Source organism: Pseudomonas sp. Irchel s3f7 (assembly GCF_900187615.1).
Lineage (GTDB): Bacteria > Pseudomonadota > Gammaproteobacteria > Pseudomonadales > Pseudomonadaceae > Aquipseudomonas.
The window spans coordinates 98736-112906 of record NZ_FYDO01000005.1; the positions used below are offsets into that span (position 1 = coordinate 98736).

The 14171-nt window shown below is 58.4% G+C and carries 13 protein-coding genes; 5 read left to right on the forward strand and 8 right to left on the reverse strand.

Going from position 1 to position 14171, the window contains the following annotated elements:
* Positions 1-39: 39 nt before the first annotated feature.
* Both CKW19_RS05790 and yejK read right to left on the reverse strand, forming a co-directional pair.
* A complete protein-coding gene (locus CKW19_RS05790) occupies positions 40-390 on the reverse strand; it encodes a glutaredoxin domain-containing protein (RefSeq protein ID WP_095057018.1) in 351 nt (116 codons plus the stop codon).
* Positions 390-1394 (reverse strand): nucleoid-associated protein YejK, encoded by a 1005-nt coding sequence (yejK, locus tag CKW19_RS05795; RefSeq protein WP_095057019.1) that lies wholly within the window; start codon positions 1392-1394, stop codon positions 390-392. Before yejK ends, CKW19_RS05790 begins: the two co-directional genes overlap by 1 nt.
* 396 nt (positions 1395-1790) lie before the next feature.
* Between yejK and CKW19_RS05800 the strand changes: the two genes are divergently transcribed.
* Positions 1791-2072: an HU family DNA-binding protein gene (locus CKW19_RS05800; RefSeq protein ID WP_007905514.1), complete on the forward strand. Its 282-nt coding sequence runs from the start codon at positions 1791-1793 to the stop codon at positions 2070-2072.
* Positions 2073-2241: 169 nt separating this feature from the next.
* Here CKW19_RS05800 and rlmF read toward each other — a convergent pair whose 3' ends face one another.
* From rlmF to CKW19_RS05830, 6 genes are all read right to left on the reverse strand, one after another.
* Entirely contained in the window at positions 2242-3255 is a 1014-nt protein-coding gene (rlmF, locus tag CKW19_RS05805; RefSeq protein ID WP_095057020.1) for a 23S rRNA (adenine(1618)-N(6))-methyltransferase RlmF, read from the reverse strand.
* A gap of 164 nt (positions 3256-3419) precedes the next feature.
* Positions 3420-3896, reverse strand: coding sequence for a hypothetical protein (locus CKW19_RS05810; RefSeq protein ID WP_095057021.1), 477 nt, complete (start codon positions 3894-3896; stop codon positions 3420-3422).
* Between the two features lie 166 nt (positions 3897-4062).
* Positions 4063-6909: a valine--tRNA ligase gene (locus tag CKW19_RS05815; protein WP_095057022.1), complete on the reverse strand. Its 2847-nt coding sequence runs from the start codon at positions 6907-6909 to the stop codon at positions 4063-4065.
* A gap of 229 nt (positions 6910-7138) precedes the next feature.
* Positions 7139-8455, reverse strand: a complete 1317-nt coding sequence (locus CKW19_RS05820) for an MFS transporter (protein ID WP_095057023.1) — start codon at positions 8453-8455, stop codon at positions 7139-7141.
* Between the two features lie 266 nt (positions 8456-8721).
* A complete protein-coding gene (locus tag CKW19_RS05825; protein ID WP_095057024.1) occupies positions 8722-9957 on the reverse strand; it encodes a transporter associated domain-containing protein in 1236 nt (411 codons plus the stop codon).
* Between the two features lie 12 nt (positions 9958-9969).
* Positions 9970-10782 carry an inner membrane protein YpjD gene (locus tag CKW19_RS05830; protein WP_095057025.1) on the reverse strand — a complete coding sequence of 271 codons (813 nt, stop codon included), beginning with the start codon at positions 10780-10782 and terminating at the stop codon, positions 9970-9972.
* A 210-nt stretch (positions 10783-10992) separates the two neighbouring features.
* On the opposite strand from CKW19_RS05830, the gene ffh reads away from it, so the two are divergent.
* From ffh to trmD, 4 genes are all read left to right on the forward strand, one after another.
* Positions 10993-12369: a signal recognition particle protein gene (ffh, locus tag CKW19_RS05835; protein WP_095057026.1), complete on the forward strand. Its 1377-nt coding sequence runs from the start codon at positions 10993-10995 to the stop codon at positions 12367-12369.
* A 250-nt stretch (positions 12370-12619) separates the two neighbouring features.
* Complete coding sequence (gene rpsP / locus CKW19_RS05840) at positions 12620-12871, forward strand: 30S ribosomal protein S16 (RefSeq protein ID WP_003198088.1); 252 nt, start codon at positions 12620-12622, stop codon at positions 12869-12871.
* A gap of 5 nt (positions 12872-12876) precedes the next feature.
* Positions 12877-13413: a ribosome maturation factor RimM gene (gene rimM, locus CKW19_RS05845; RefSeq protein WP_053155094.1), complete on the forward strand. Its 537-nt coding sequence runs from the start codon at positions 12877-12879 to the stop codon at positions 13411-13413.
* Between the two features lie 2 nt (positions 13414-13415).
* Complete coding sequence (gene trmD, locus CKW19_RS05850) at positions 13416-14168, forward strand: tRNA (guanosine(37)-N1)-methyltransferase TrmD (protein ID WP_095057027.1); 753 nt, start codon at positions 13416-13418, stop codon at positions 14166-14168.
* Positions 14169-14171 lie beyond the last annotated feature (3 nt).

Below are 14171 nucleotides of genomic sequence, written 5' to 3' on the forward strand. Positions count from 1 at the left end.
GCTTGCCCCCTCGCCACAAGGGTGTGTGAACCTGATGGGTTACTTCAACGCCGCCAGAATCGCATCCGGGTCATACCCGCGAATCAGTGTCCCGTTCACATCAATGATCGGAATCCCGCCGCCGCCCAAGGCCTCATAGTCCTTGCGCGCCACGGCATCTTTCTCGATATCGAATTCCTTGTATGGAATGCCTTTCTGATCGAGAAAGCGTCGCGTCAGCTTGCAGTAGCCACACCACTCGGTGGCGTAGAGCGCGACGTTGGCCTTGGCCTGGGTCTGCTCCGAAACCACTTGTGAGGGATTGAACACCCGCTCGATCTTGCCCCAGTTCTGGTAAGCCACGACCACCAGCAGGATCAGCAGGCATTTCTTCAGTACGCCGCCGAGCATCAGTTGCGTCGCTTGAGCTGGTCGGTGAGCGAGGTCGGCAAGCCCTTGATGATCAACGTGCCGGCTTCTTCGTCGTACTCGATCTTCGAGCCCAGCAAGTGCGCTTCAAAGCTGATCGACAGGCCTTCGGCGCGACCGGTGAAACGGCGGAACTGGTTCAGGGTGCGTTTGTCGGCCGGAATCTCGGGCGACAGGCCATAGTCCTTGTTGCGAATGTGATCGTAGAAGGCTTTCGGGCGTTCTTCATCGATCAGTCCTGAAAGTTCTTCCAGGCCCATCGGCTCGCCGAGTTTGGCCTGGCTGCTGGCGTAGTCCACCAGGGTCTTGGTCTTCTCACGGGCGTCGTCTTCGGGCAAATCTTCACTTTCGACGAAGTCACTGAAGGCCTTGAGCAGGGTGCGGGTTTCACCCGGACCGTCGACGCCTTCCTGGCAGCCGATGAAGTCGCGGAAGTATTCCGAAACTTTTTTGCCGTTCTTGCCTTTGATGAAGGAGATGTACTGCTTGGACTGCTTGTTGTTCTGCCATTCGGACACGTTGATCCGCGCCGCCAGGTGCAATTGGCCAAGGTCCAGGTGACGGGACGGCGTGACGTCCAGTTCGTCTGTCACGGCCACGCCTTCACTGTGGTGCAGCAGGGCGATGGCCAGGTAATCGGTCATGCCTTGCTGGTAGTGCGCGAACAGCACGTGGCCGCCGACCGACAGGTTCGACTCTTCCATCAGCTTTTGCAGATGTTCAACTGCCACGCGGCTGAATGCCGTGAAGTCCTTGCCGCCCTCGAAGTACTCTTTCAACCAGCCGCTGAACGGATGCGCGCCCGACTCGGCATGAAAGAATCCCCAGGCCTTGCCTTGTTTGGCGTTGTAGCTCTCGTTGAGGTCGGCAAGCATGTTCTCGATGGCGCCCGACTCGGCCAGTTCAGAGTCGCGGGCGTGAAGAACTGCAGGCGTGCCGTCGGGTTTTTTGTCGATCAGGTGGACGATGCAATGACGGATCGGCATGGGCTTCTCGGCTGAATGAAGAGAGGAGGGCGTGCTCCCCCGAAAAAGCGCCCAGTGTACCGCAACCATTGGTTTTGGCGCGGCGTGAAGGGCAATTCGGGGGCGACCGGCGGCGCTTATGCTGTTTTTTGCTGTTTTAGCACAATAAAGCTGACCAAATGGGTAGCTAAAGGCGGATATTTCCACGCCTGTGTGCTAGCTTTGCCCGGTCTTGCGCAAAGTCACTGCGTTAAGCCTGCAGTCAGCATTTGTCAGGTCGAACCAAACCCTGATTTCGGTATCTATAACCCCGAACCCGAGGTTATTTGGCCGAGGGTGCCGGATCCAAAAGATCGGGCTCGATAGCTGACATTGCACTCTGCAATCCATATGAATTTGATAGGGAAGGAACACTAAATGGCTCTTACTAAAGACCAACTGATCGCCGACATCGCTGAAGCTATCGACGCGCCGAAAACCACCGCGCGTAACGCTCTGGACCAACTGGGTCAAATCGTTGCCGATCAGCTGGAAAACGGCGGCGAAATCACTCTGCCAGGTATCGGCAAGCTGAAAGTGACTGAGCGTCCTGCCCGTACTGGCCGCAACCCTTCGACTGGCGCTGCCATCGAAATCGCTGCCAAGAAAGTGATCAAGCTGGTTGTGGCCAAAGGCCTGACCGACGCTGTTAACAAGTAAGACTTGTTAAAAAAAACCGTGCGCCGGAGCAATCCGGGCACGGTTTTTTTATGCCTGCGATTTAGCTCGCCAGACAGTGTAGGAGCGAGCCTGCTCGCGAGACCGGCGTTTCAGCGCCATCGAATTCGACTGACACACCGCTTTCGCGAGCAGGCTCGCTCCTACAGGGTTACGGGCGCGCCCAACGCTCGCGCCAGGCCTGTTGCTGCGCCTTGGTCTGGAACGTCCAGGCGACAAACCGGCTTTGTTTCTGGCCTTGAGACATTTCCACCACCTGGCTTTCCAGCGCCCCGGCCTTTTTCAGGGCGGTCTGGATGGCCGGCAGGTTCGACGCTTTAGATACCAGCGTGCTGAACCATAGAACCTGCTGCGCCACCTGAACGCTTTCGCCGATCAGTTGGTTCACAAAGCGTATCTCACCGCCCTCGCACCACAACTCGGACGCTTGACCGCCGAAGTTCAGCACCGGCAGTTTGCGTTTTGGATCGGCCTTGCCCAAGGCACGCCACTTGCGAGTGCTGCCGCGCGTGGCTTCGTCCAGCGATGCATGGAAGGGTGGATTGCACATGGTCAGGTCAAACCGTTCGGCGCTCTCCAGCAGGCCCGTGAGGATCTGCTTGGGATTCGTCTGCTGGCGCAGCTGGATCGATTTATTCAGACCGTTGGACTGCACAATGGCCTTGGCCGCGGCCAACGCTGTGGAGTCGATTTCCGATCCGAGGAACTGCCAGCGGTAATCGCTATAGCCGATCAGCGGATAGACGCAGTTGGCGCCCATGCCGATGTCCAGCACCTTCACCGCCGCGCCTCGTGGGATCACGCCCTCGTTGCCACTGGCCAGCAGGTCTGCGAGAAAGTGCACATAATCCGCACGCCCTGGAACAGGTGGGCACAGATAGTCAGCCGGAATGTCCCAATGGGCGATGCCGTAGAACGATTTGAGCAGCGCCCGGTTGAATACGCGCACGGCGTCCGGGCTGGCGAAGTCGATGCTTTCCTTGCCGTACGGATTGAGGATGACGAACTTGGCCAACTCCGGTGTGCTTTTGATCAGCGCCGGAAAGTCGTAGCGACCTTGATGGCGGTTGCGTGGGTGCAGGCTGGCTTTTTCACGCGGCGCCACAGCAGGCGTTGGAGGTTTTGGCTGCTTGCGTGGTGCTTTGGGTTTGCTGGGGGCGGTCATGGGGGCGTCGATTCAGGAGGTGGCTCAATATGGCGCCTATTCTCCCACAAAGGACAAACCACGTGGCTGATTCATCTTCACAGCACTCAACTCATGACTCTGTATTAGTAAAGTGTCAGCCGCCGTTTATTAGGGGCTGACTAATAGATTAAGTAACAGTGTTCTTAAATTTCATCGGGGTCATTCAGAAAAGGTGCGTTTCGTTCGATGATGTTAAGGTCGAGCGTTATATTAATTTGCCCATTGGCTTGGAGTCTTACGGGGGACTCGTTTGTGAATACAAATTCGGCATTAACTCGCTTGCCGCTTCGAGTGAGTAGATACACATTTTCTTTGTTGGTCTTGAGGTCATCCAGTGTGAGCGTTTTCCAATCTTTGTTGATTATTTTGAAGGTGGTAGGGTCAGATGATGTGCTGCATGAAAAATAGTTTCCGTTAAGGTCTATTGTCTTGCCGAAATGCTCTCCTTCGGCGCGTATGTAAATCGTGTACCACTCATCTGTGCATCGAAAATAAAAAACGTCTGCTACAGGTTTTTCGGCCAGAACCGGAACAGTATTGCCACGGTGTGAAATTATTCCGAAACTTTTTGTGGACCAGTTCAATGTTGCAAGAAACGATTTTTGACGATTAGTGCTCATACTGAAAATCCTTGTTCAGTGTTGTTGAAAAGTAGGCTGTTACTGTGTTTGGAGTAGGGATGTTAACGAAATAAAAAATGATAAGAAACTACTTACACGTTTGGTAATTATCAAAAAAATGCCCCGAAGATCGGGGCATTTTTATGTGCAAGCGGCGAATTAAAACTTACAGACTGGCAATCCGCGCATGCTGCTCAGCCAACTTGCCGAGAGCCTGTTCCGCTTCGGCCAATTTGGCGCGCTCTTTCTCGATGACTTCGGCCGGGGCCTTGTCAACGAAACCGGCGTTGGAAAGCTTGCCGCCAACACGCTGCACTTCGCCTTGCAGACGCTGGATTTCCTTGTCCAGACGCGCCAGCTCAGCCCCTTTGTCGATCAAACCGGCCATTGGTACCAGCACTTCCAGCTCGCCGACCAGTGCGGTGGCGGACAGCGGTGCTTCTTCGCCAGCAGCGAGTACGGTGATCGATTCGAGGCGTGCCAGTTTTTTCAGCAGGGCTTCGTTCTCGGTCAGGCGACGCTGATCCTCGGCGCTGACGTTCTTCAGGAACAGCGGCAGCGGTTTACCCGGGCCGATGTTCATTTCGCCACGGATGTTGCGCGTGCCGAGCATCAGGCCCTTGAGCCATTCGATGTCGTCTTCGGCGGCTTGATCAATGCGGGTTTCATTGGCCACTGGCCAAGGTTGCAGCATGATCGTCTTGCCTTCGATACCGGCCAGCGGCGCGATGCGCTGCCAGATTTCTTCGGTGATGAACGGCATGAACGGGTGCGCCAGGCGCAAAGCCACTTCCAGTACGCGAACCAGAGTACGGCGTGTGCCGCGCTGACGCTCGACCGGTGCGTTTTCGTCCCACAGCACAGGCTTGGACAGTTCCAGGTACCAGTCGCAATACTGGTTCCAGATGAACTCGTACAAGGCTTGTGCGGCCAGGTCGAAACGGAACTGGTCGAGTTGGCGGGTCACTTCGGCTTCGGTGCGTTGCAGCTGCGAGATGATCCAGCGGTCAGCCAGGGACAGCTCGTAGGCTTCGCCGTTCTGGCCGCAGTCTTCACCTTTGTCCAGCACGTAGCGTGCGGCGTTCCAGATCTTGTTGCAGAAGTTGCGATAGCCTTCGACGCGGCCCATGTCGAACTTGATGTCACGACCGGTGGATGCCAGCGAGCAGAAGGTGAAGCGCAGGGCGTCGGTGCCGTAGCTGGCGATGCCTTCGGCGAACTCGTCGCGAGTCTGCTTCTCGATCTTCTTCGCCAGTTTCGGCTGCATGAGGCCGGAGGTGCGTTTCTGCACCAGCTCTTCCAGCTCGATGCCGTCGATGATGTCCAGCGGGTCCAGGACGTTGCCCTTGGACTTGGACATCTTCTGGCCCTGACCGTCACGCACCAGACCGTGAACGTACACGGTCTTGAACGGAACCTGCGGTGTGCCGTCTTCGTTCTTCACCAAATGCATGGTGAGCATGATCATCCGGGCAACCCAGAAGAAAATGATGTCGAAGCCCGTCACCAGGACGTCGGTGGAGTGGAATTTCTTCAGGAATTCGGTTTGTTCCGGCCAGCCCAGCGTGGAGAACGTCCACAGGCCCGAGCTGAACCAGGTGTCGAGAACGTCGTTGTCCTGTTGCAGCGCAACGTCCGGGCCGAGGTTGTGTTTGGTACGCACTTCGGCTTCGTCGCGACCGACGTAGACCTTGCCCGACTCGTCGTACCAGGCCGGAATGCGGTGGCCCCACCACAGCTGACGGCTGATGCACCAATCCTGGATGTCACGCATCCACGAGAAGTACATGTTTTCGTACTGTTTAGGCACGAACTGGATGCGGCCGTCTTCAACGGCGGCAATCGCAGGCTCGGCCAACGGTTTGGTGGACACGTACCACTGGTCGGTCAGCCACGGCTCGATGATGGTGCCGGAACGGTCGCCTTTCGGCACTTTCAGGGCGTGATCGTCGACGCTGACCAACAGGCCTGCGGCTTCGAACGCGGCCACGATCTGCTTGCGCGCTTCGAAACGGTCGAGACCGGCGTATTCGGTCGGGATCTTGCCGTCGATGGTTTCGTTCAGCGTGCCATCGAGGTTGAACACCTGGCAGGCTGGCAGAACGGCAGCGTTTTTGTCGAAGATGTTCAGCAGCGGCAGGTTATGGCGCTTGCCGACTTCGTAGTCGTTGAAATCGTGGGCCGGGGTGATTTTCACGCAGCCGGTGCCGAATTCAGGGTCGCAGTAATCGTCGGCGATGATCGGGATGCGGCGGCCAACCAGTGGCAGCTCGACAAATTTGCCGATCAGGGCTTTGTAGCGTTCATCGTTCGGGTTAACGGCCACGGCGGAGTCGCCGAGCATGGTTTCCGGGCGAGTGGTCGCGACGATCAGGAAATCGTTGCCTTCAGCGGTCTTGGCGCCGTCGGCCAGCGGGTATTTCAGGTTCCACAGGAAACCTTTTTCGTCGTGGTTCTCCACTTCGAGGTCGGAAATCGCCGTGTGCAGCTTGGTGTCCCAGTTGACCAGACGCTTGCCGCGGTAGATCAGGCCGTCTTCATGCAGGCGGACGAAAGCTTCTTTAACGGCTTCCGAGAGACCGTCGTCCATGGTGAAGCGCTCGCGGCTCCAATCGACGGACGAACCGAGGCGACGGATCTGACGGCTGATGTTGCCACCGGATTCATCTTTCCATTCCCAGACTTTCTCGAGGAATTTCTCACGGCCCAGGTCGTGGCGGCTCTGGCCTTTGGCTTCGAGCTGACGCTCTACCAGCATCTGCGTAGCGATACCGGCGTGGTCGGTGCCTGGCTGCCAGAGGGTGGTGCGACCCTGCATGCGGCGGAAACGGATCAGGGCGTCCATGATCGCGTTGTTGAAGCCGTGACCCATGTGCAGGCTGCCGGTGACGTTCGGCGGCGGGATCATGATGGTGTAGGACTCGCCCGCGCCTTGCGGGGCGAAGTAGTTCTCTGACTCCCAGGTGTTGTACCAGGAAGTTTCAATGGCGTGCGGCTGGTAGGTCTTATCCATGCGCGGCGGGACCCTATTGGCATTTATTCAGGAAAAGCCGGGAAGTATAGCGGGGATGAGCCGATGCGCGTAGAGCGAGGTGACAGTGGGCGGGGAAAAGTTGAGGTCTGTGTTTTGTCAGTGGGACTAAATCGCTGGCAAGCCAGCTCCTACAGGTTATGTGTCGAACAGCTATTTTGTGATCGACACCAAACCCTGTGGGAGCAGGCCTGCCAGCGATGGCGGTCTGTCAGGCGACGCTATTCAAATCGTTATGCCGCGTTTCTTTCAGGCACAGCACTGCAATCAAACTCAGCACTGCCGCCACGGACACATACCCGCCGACATAACTCAATCCGCCCATCGCCACCAGTTTCTGCGCGAAGAACGGTGCAGCGGAAGCGCCGACAATGCCGCCCAGGTTGTAGGCCGCCGAAGCGCCGGTGTATCGAACATGGGTCGGAAACAGCTCTGGCAGCAGTGCGCCCATCGGCGCAAACGTCACGCCCATCAGAAACAGTTCAATGCACAGGAACAGCGCCACGCCCCAGGTCGAACCGTGGGTCAGCAGCGGTTCCATCAGGAACCCGGACAGAATTGCCAGCACGCCACCGATGATCAGCACCGGCTTACGCCCGTATCGGTCGCTGGCCCAGGCCGATAGCGGTGTGGCGGCCGCCATGAACAGCACGGCAAAGCACAGCAGCGCGAGGAACGTTTCGCGGCTATAGCCGAGCGTCGACACGCCGTAACTCAGCGAGAACACGGTGGAGATGTAAAAGAGCGCATAGCACACCACCATCGCGCCGGCCCCCAGCAAAACAGGCATCCAGTATTGGCCGAACAGCTCGAACAGCGGGATCTTCACGCGTTCCTGACGTGCCACGGCGTTGGCGAACACCGGCGTTTCATGCAGTTTGAGGCGCACGTACAGGCCAACCATCACCAGCACAGCGCTGAGCAGAAAGGGAATGCGCCAGCCCCACGAGCGGAACTGTTCGTCGTCGAGCAGCATCGCCAGTGTCAGGAACAGGCCGTTCGCCGCCAGGAAACCGATGGAGGGGCCGAGCTGCGGGAACATGCCGAACCACGCTCGCTTGCCTTTGGGGGCATTCTCGGTGGCCAGGAGTGCCGCGCCACCCCATTCACCGCCGAGCCCCAAGCCTTGGCCGAAACGCAGCACGCAAAGCAGGATCGGCGCCCAGGCGCCAATACTGTCGTAACCCGGCAGCACGCCGATCAGCGTGGTGCACACGCCCATCAGCAGGAGAGAGGCAACGAGGGTCGATTTGCGCCCGATGCGATCGCCAAAGTGGCCGAACAGGGCAGAGCCCAGGGGGCGCGCGAGGAAGGCGATGCCAAATGTAAGAAACGCCGAGAGCATCTGGGCGGTGCCGGACGTCTGCGGAAAGAACACCGGCCCGATGACCAGCGCAGCAGCGGTGGCATAAACGTAGAAATCGTAGAACTCGATGGCGGTGCCGATGAAACTCGCCGTGGCCACGCGGGTGGCGGAGTTAGTCGGTTGTGCGGGAACGGAGTCGCTGTAAGTCGTGCTGGTCGTCATGCGGTTATCCCTGACAGTCATGTGCCCCAGTGGAGCGAATTATTATGGTCGAGAACCCAGGGATGTGGGTGAGGGCGCGGTCGCTGTTTCAGGTAGGAACAGTCGTCGGCTTGCTGCGGATGTGGCTGATGGTCAGGCCGGAAGTTGCGCGGTGCAGGGGTAAGCACGGGCCCGGCGAGGCTTGGGTAAGCGTATCGATTATAGGAAGGTGGCTAACGATCGAACAAGAGGCTTGCGAGGGTATTCCACAGAGTTTGTCTCAGATCTCAGATAACTACTGGCATCGAACTGGTCTGCCAGATCAGTACTTGCGTAACGCGATTGTCCTCGGTCTCCAGGATTTCCAGGCGATAGCGGCCGATCTTCAGGCAGACGGTGCTTTCGGGAATGGTTTCCAGGGCTTCGGTCACCAGGCCGTTCAGGGTTTTCGGACCGTCGCTCGGCAGGTGCCAGCCAAGGCTCTTGTTCAACTCGCGGATTGAAGCGGCGCCATCAACCACCAGGCGTCCATCGGCTTGCGGGTGGATGTGCGGGTTGTCGAGTTGGTGCTGGCTTTCGAACTCGCCGACGATTTCCTCAAGAATGTCTTCCAGCGTGACGATGCCCAGCACTTCCCCATATTCATCGACCACCATGCCCAGGCGTCGCTGCTGTTTATGGAAATTGAGCAGTTGCAGTTGAAGCGGGGTGCTTTCCGGTACGAAATACGGTTCGCGACTGGCGGCCAGCAGGGCTTCACGGGTCAGGCTCGCATCGGGCAGCAAGTGGAGGATGTGCCGGGTGTTGAGCACGGCTTCGACCTGATTGATGTCGCTGTGGAACACCGGCAGGCGAGTGCGTCTGTTGTGTCGCAGTTGCTCGATGATTTCGTCGATGGGGTCGTCCAGGTTGATCCCGTCGACATCGCTGCGTGGGACCAGGATGTCATTGACCGTGATGTTGTCCAGGGCGTGGATGCCTGACAACGGGTGAGGGCGGCAGATGACGTTTTCGGTCGTGTCGCGCCGCTCGGTCAGGGGCTCGTCTTCACTCTGTTGCACAACTTTGGCTTTGCGGGCGAAGGGTCGCACCAGCAACTGGCTGATATTTTTAAGCAGCCAGGCGGCGGGGTAGACGATTTTCAGTGGCACGCGAAGCAGGTTGTTGCCCTGGGCCAGGATCGCCTCGGGATAGCGGGTGGCGAGGGCGCGGGGCAGGTAGTCGGCAAACATCAGCACCACTGCGCCCGCTCCCAGGCAGGCAATCCATGGACCGTTTTCGGCCCAGGTGAAAATCGCCAGGAGGGTGCTGATGACCACCACGAGTGCGCGGCAGAGAGTATTGCAGAGGATCAGGCTGTCGAGGGGGAAGCTCAGTTTCGCCAGCGGTTTATCGCTGGAACGCGTTGCCGTGCGCTGGGCCAGCAGATGCTGGTGCGCCGTCTCGATAGCCGTAAACAGCCCCGACCATAAAATCAGCAGGGCCACTACTGCGAGCATCGGCCCTATGGGCAAGTCGTCCATTAATGCCGCCCGTCAGATATGCAGGATGTATTCACGAACCAGCTTGCTGCCGAAATACGCCAGCATCAGCAGGCAAAACCCGGCCAGGGTCCAGCGAATGGCTTTGTGACCCCGCCAACCGAGACGGTTGCGGCCCCACAGCAGGACGCTGAAGACAATCCAGGCCAGGCACGCCAGCAAAGTTTTATGCACAAGGTGCTGGGCGAACAGGTTCTCGACGAACAGCCAGCCGGAAATCAGTGACAGCGACAACAGTGTCCAGCCGGCCCAGAGGAAACCGAACAGCAGGCTCTCCATGGTTTGCAGTGGCGGGAAATTCTTGATCAGCCCGGACGGGTGCTTGTGCTTGAGTTGGTGGTCTTGAATCAGCAGCAGCAAGGACTGGAACACCGCGATGGTAAACATGCCGTAGGCAAGAATCGACAGCAGGATGTGGGCGAGGATGCCCGGCTCCTCATCGATGATCTGTACCGTGCCGGCGGGTGCGAACTGCGCCAGCAGCACGGTCAGGGCACCGAGCGGGAACAGCAATACCAGCAGGTTCTCCACCGGAATCCGCGAGCAGGCCAGCAGGCTCAAGGCGATGACCGCTGCGGCAATCAGGCTGGCGGCGCTGAAGAAATCCAGGCCGAGACCGATCGGGGTCAGCAGATGGGTGAGCAGGCTGGCGCCATGGGCCAGCACGGCAAGCACGCCGAGCGAGACCAGCAGGCGCTTGTTGGCCTTGGCGCCGGTGGCCAGGCGAGTGCTCTGGTAAATGGTCGCAGCGGCATACAAGCAGGCGGCGGCGAGGGAAGTAAGCAAGCTGGGTGACAAGGGGAGCATAAATCCTGTTAGGCAAGCCCGAAAGTCGCTGAGTTTGGCATAGAACCCCCGCCACACGAAAGACCGCGCAAGCTGACAGCGAGGTGTCCGTTGGCCGCAGTCTTCGCTATAATCCGCGACCTGCCCACGCCGCAGGCTCGCCGAGCACACGTTTAGTCCGGTCCGGGCCGCCATTATCCCGGTCTACACAGGGCCTGAAAGGATCGCGCAATGTTTGAAAACTTAACCGACCGCCTCTCGCAGACGCTGCGCCATGTCACCGGCAAGGCCAAGCTGACCGAAGACAACATCAAAGACACCCTGCGCGAAGTGCGCATGGCGTTGCTCGAAGCCGACGTCGCCCTGCCGGTGGTGAAGGACTTCGTCAATTCGGTCAAGGAGCGCGCTGTCGGCACCGAGGTGTCGCGCAGCCTGACGCCGGGCCAGGCCTTTGTGAAGATCGTCCAGGCCGAACTCGAAAGCCTGATGGGCGTGGCCAACGAAGACCTGAACCTGAGCGCCGTGCCGCCGGCGGTCATCCTGATGGCCGGTTTGCAGGGCGCTGGTAAGACCACCACCGCCGGCAAGCTCGCGCGCTTCCTTAAAGAGCGCAAGAAGAAGACCGTCATGGTCGTGTCCGCCGACGTTTACCGTCCTGCGGCGATCAAGCAGCTGGAAATGCTTGCCGGTGAGGTTGGCGTTACCTTCTTCCCGTCCGACCTGAGCCAGAAGCCGGTCGAGATCGCGCAAGCGGCTATTAAGGAAGCAAAACTCAAATTCATCGACGTGGTCATCGTCGATACCGCCGGTCGTCTGCACATCGATGAAGAGATGATGGGCGAGATCAAGGCGCTGCATGCCGCGATCAACCCGGTTGAAACCCTGTTCGTGGTCGACGCCATGACCGGCCAGGATGCCGCCAACACGGCCAAGGCTTTCGGTGACGCGCTGCCGTTGACCGGTGTGATCCTGACCAAGGTCGACGGCGACGCCCGTGGCGGTGCCGCGCTGTCGGTCCGTGCCATCACCGGCAAGCCGATCAAGTTCATCGGTATGGGCGAGAAGAGCGAAGCGCTCGACCCGTTCCATCCTGAGCGTATCGCCTCCCGTATTCTCGGCATGGGCGACGTGCTCAGCCTGATCGAGCAGGCAGAAGCGACCCTCGACAAGGACAAGGCCGATAAACTGGCCAAGAAACTGAAGAAGGGCAAAGGCTTCGATCTCGAAGACTTCCGCGATCAGTTGCAACAAATGAAGAACATGGGCGGCCTCGGCGGCCTCATGGACAAGCTGCCGAACATGGGCGGCGTGAATCTGGCGCAAATGGGCAACGCTCAAGGTGCGGCAGAGAAGCAATTCAAGCAGATGGAAGCCATCATCAACTCCATGACCCCGGCCGAGCGCCGCGACCCTGATGTGATCAGCGGTTCGCGCAAACGTCGGATCGCCATGGGTTCCGGCACCCAGGTGCAGGACATCGGTCGCTTGATCAAGCAACACAAGCAGATGCAGAAGATGATGAAGAAATTCTCCGCGAAAGGCGGAATGGCCAAGATGATGCGCGGCATGGGCGGTATGTTGCCCGGCGGCGGAATGCCCAAGATGTAAAGAATTCGCGCCGGCCATCGGGTCGGCGCAGCCCCACACGGACGTGGGATACACAGCAAACCCGCACTTGGCGGGAGCTGACCGGCCGTTTTCAACGACGGCTCTATAGCAAATCTGCATGGCGACCGATAGGCCGCCGGAAAAAGACATTTGCAAAAGTCCGGATATTCCTTAGAATATGCGGCCTTTCGGGCACCTATGCCCGCTGTGCCTTTAGATTTGCAGCACCGACTACAGGAACGATGTTCACATGCTAACAATCCGTCTTGCCCTTGGCGGCTCCAAAAAGCGCCCGTTTTACCACTTGACCGTAACCGACAGCCGCAACCCGCGCGACGGTTCGCACAAGGAACAGGTTGGTTTCTTCAACCCTGTTGCTCGTGGTCAAGAAGTCCGTCTGTCCGTGAACCAAGAGCGCGTAGCCTACTGGCTGAGCGTTGGTGCACAACCTTCTGAGCGCGTTGCTCAGTTGTTGAAGGAATCTGCTAAGGCTGCGGCCTGAGCAATATGAACGCGACGCCAGCTGTTGCTGATGATTTGATCGTTATCGGCAAGATTTACTCGGTTCACGGCGTTCGCGGCGAAGTGAAGGTGTACTCCTTTACTGATCCGATTAAGAACCTGCTGGAATACAAAACCTGGACGCTCAAGCGTGACGGCAATGTAAAGCAGGTGGAGCTGGTCAGCGGACGCGGGAACGACAAGTTCCTGGTCGCAAAGCTCAAGGGTCTCGATGATCGCGAAGAAGCTCGTCTTCTGGCCGGTTATGAGATCTGCGTGCCGCGCAACCTGTTTCCTGAACTGACCGACGGCGAGTACTACTGGTACCAGCTGGAAGGTCTCAAGGTCATCGACACCCTCGGGCAACTGTTCGGGAAGATCGATCACCTGCTGGAGACCGGCTCGAATGATGTAATGGTGGTCAAGCCTTGCGCTGGCAGCCTGGATGATCGCGAACGCCTGTTGCCCTATACCGAGCAATGCGTGTTGGCCATCGACCTGGCGGCAGGCGAGATGAAGGTGGATTGGGATGCGGACTTCTAAGCGTGGCTAACTTGCGCGTAGAAGTGATCAGTTTGTTTCCCGAGATGTTCTCCGCCATCAGCGAGTACGGCATCACCAGTCGTGCGGTGAAACAGGGGCTCTTGCAGCTCACCTGTTGGAATCCGCGAGACTACACGACGGATCGACATCACACTGTGGACGATCGCCCGTTTGGCGGTGGTCCGGGCATGGTGATGAAGATCAAGCCCCTGGAAGATGCTCTGGCTCAGGCCAAGGCAGCAGCCGGGGAGGCGGCGAAGGTGATTTACCTGTCCCCCCAAGGCCGTCAACTGAATCAGTCGGCGGTACGCGAGTTGGCGAATCTGGATGCATTGATCCTGATTGCCGGCCGCTACGAAGGCATTGACGAGCGTTTTATTGATGCTCATGTCGATGAAGAGTGGTCGATTGGCGACTATGTACTGTCTGGCGGCGAGCTGCCGGCGATGGTCCTGATCGATGCGGTTACACGACTGCTGCCTGGAGCTTTAGGGCATGCGGACTCCGCCGAGGAAGATTCCTTTACGGATGGTTTGCTGGATTGCCCGCACTACACCCGACCGGAGGTGTATGCGGATCAGCGTGTTCCCGACGTATTGCTAAGTGGCAATCACGCGCACATCCGGCGTTGGCGTTTACAGCAGTCCCTTGGTCGGACCTATGAACGACGCGCCGATCTTCTGGAAAGCCGCTCGCTTTCTGGAGAAGAGAAGAAGCTGCTCGAGGAATACATCCTCGAGCGGGACGATAGTTAACAA

Bases quoted from the DNA above. Each gene is read 5' to 3' on its own strand.
- CKW19_RS05810 (WP_095057021.1), bottom strand. From the start codon at position 3,896: ATGAGCACTAATCGTCAAAAATCGTTTCTTGCAACATTGAACTGGTCC.
- yejK (WP_095057019.1), bottom strand. From the start codon at position 1,394: ATGCCGATCCGTCATTGCATCGTCCACCTGATCGACAAAAAACCCGAC.
- CKW19_RS05820 (WP_095057023.1), bottom strand. From the start codon at position 8,455: ATGACGACCAGCACGACTTACAGCGACTCCGTTCCCGCACAACCGACT.
- rimM (WP_053155094.1), top strand. From the start codon at position 12,877: ATGAACGCGACGCCAGCTGTTGCTGATGATTTGATCGTTATCGGCAAG.
- CKW19_RS05800 (WP_007905514.1), top strand. From the start codon at position 1,791: ATGGCTCTTACTAAAGACCAACTGATCGCCGACATCGCTGAAGCTATC.
- CKW19_RS05790 (WP_095057018.1), bottom strand. From the start codon at position 390: ATGCTCGGCGGCGTACTGAAGAAATGCCTGCTGATCCTGCTGGTGGTC.
- CKW19_RS05825 (WP_095057024.1), bottom strand. From the start codon at position 9,957: ATGGACGACTTGCCCATAGGGCCGATGCTCGCAGTAGTGGCCCTGCTG.
- rlmF (WP_095057020.1), bottom strand. From the start codon at position 3,255: ATGACCGCCCCCAGCAAACCCAAAGCACCACGCAAGCAGCCAAAACCT.
- rpsP (WP_003198088.1), top strand. From the start codon at position 12,620: ATGCTAACAATCCGTCTTGCCCTTGGCGGCTCCAAAAAGCGCCCGTTT.
- ffh (WP_095057026.1), top strand. From the start codon at position 10,993: ATGTTTGAAAACTTAACCGACCGCCTCTCGCAGACGCTGCGCCATGTC.
- CKW19_RS05815 (WP_095057022.1), bottom strand. From the start codon at position 6,909: ATGGATAAGACCTACCAGCCGCACGCCATTGAAACTTCCTGGTACAAC.
- CKW19_RS05830 (WP_095057025.1), bottom strand. From the start codon at position 10,782: ATGCTCCCCTTGTCACCCAGCTTGCTTACTTCCCTCGCCGCCGCCTGC.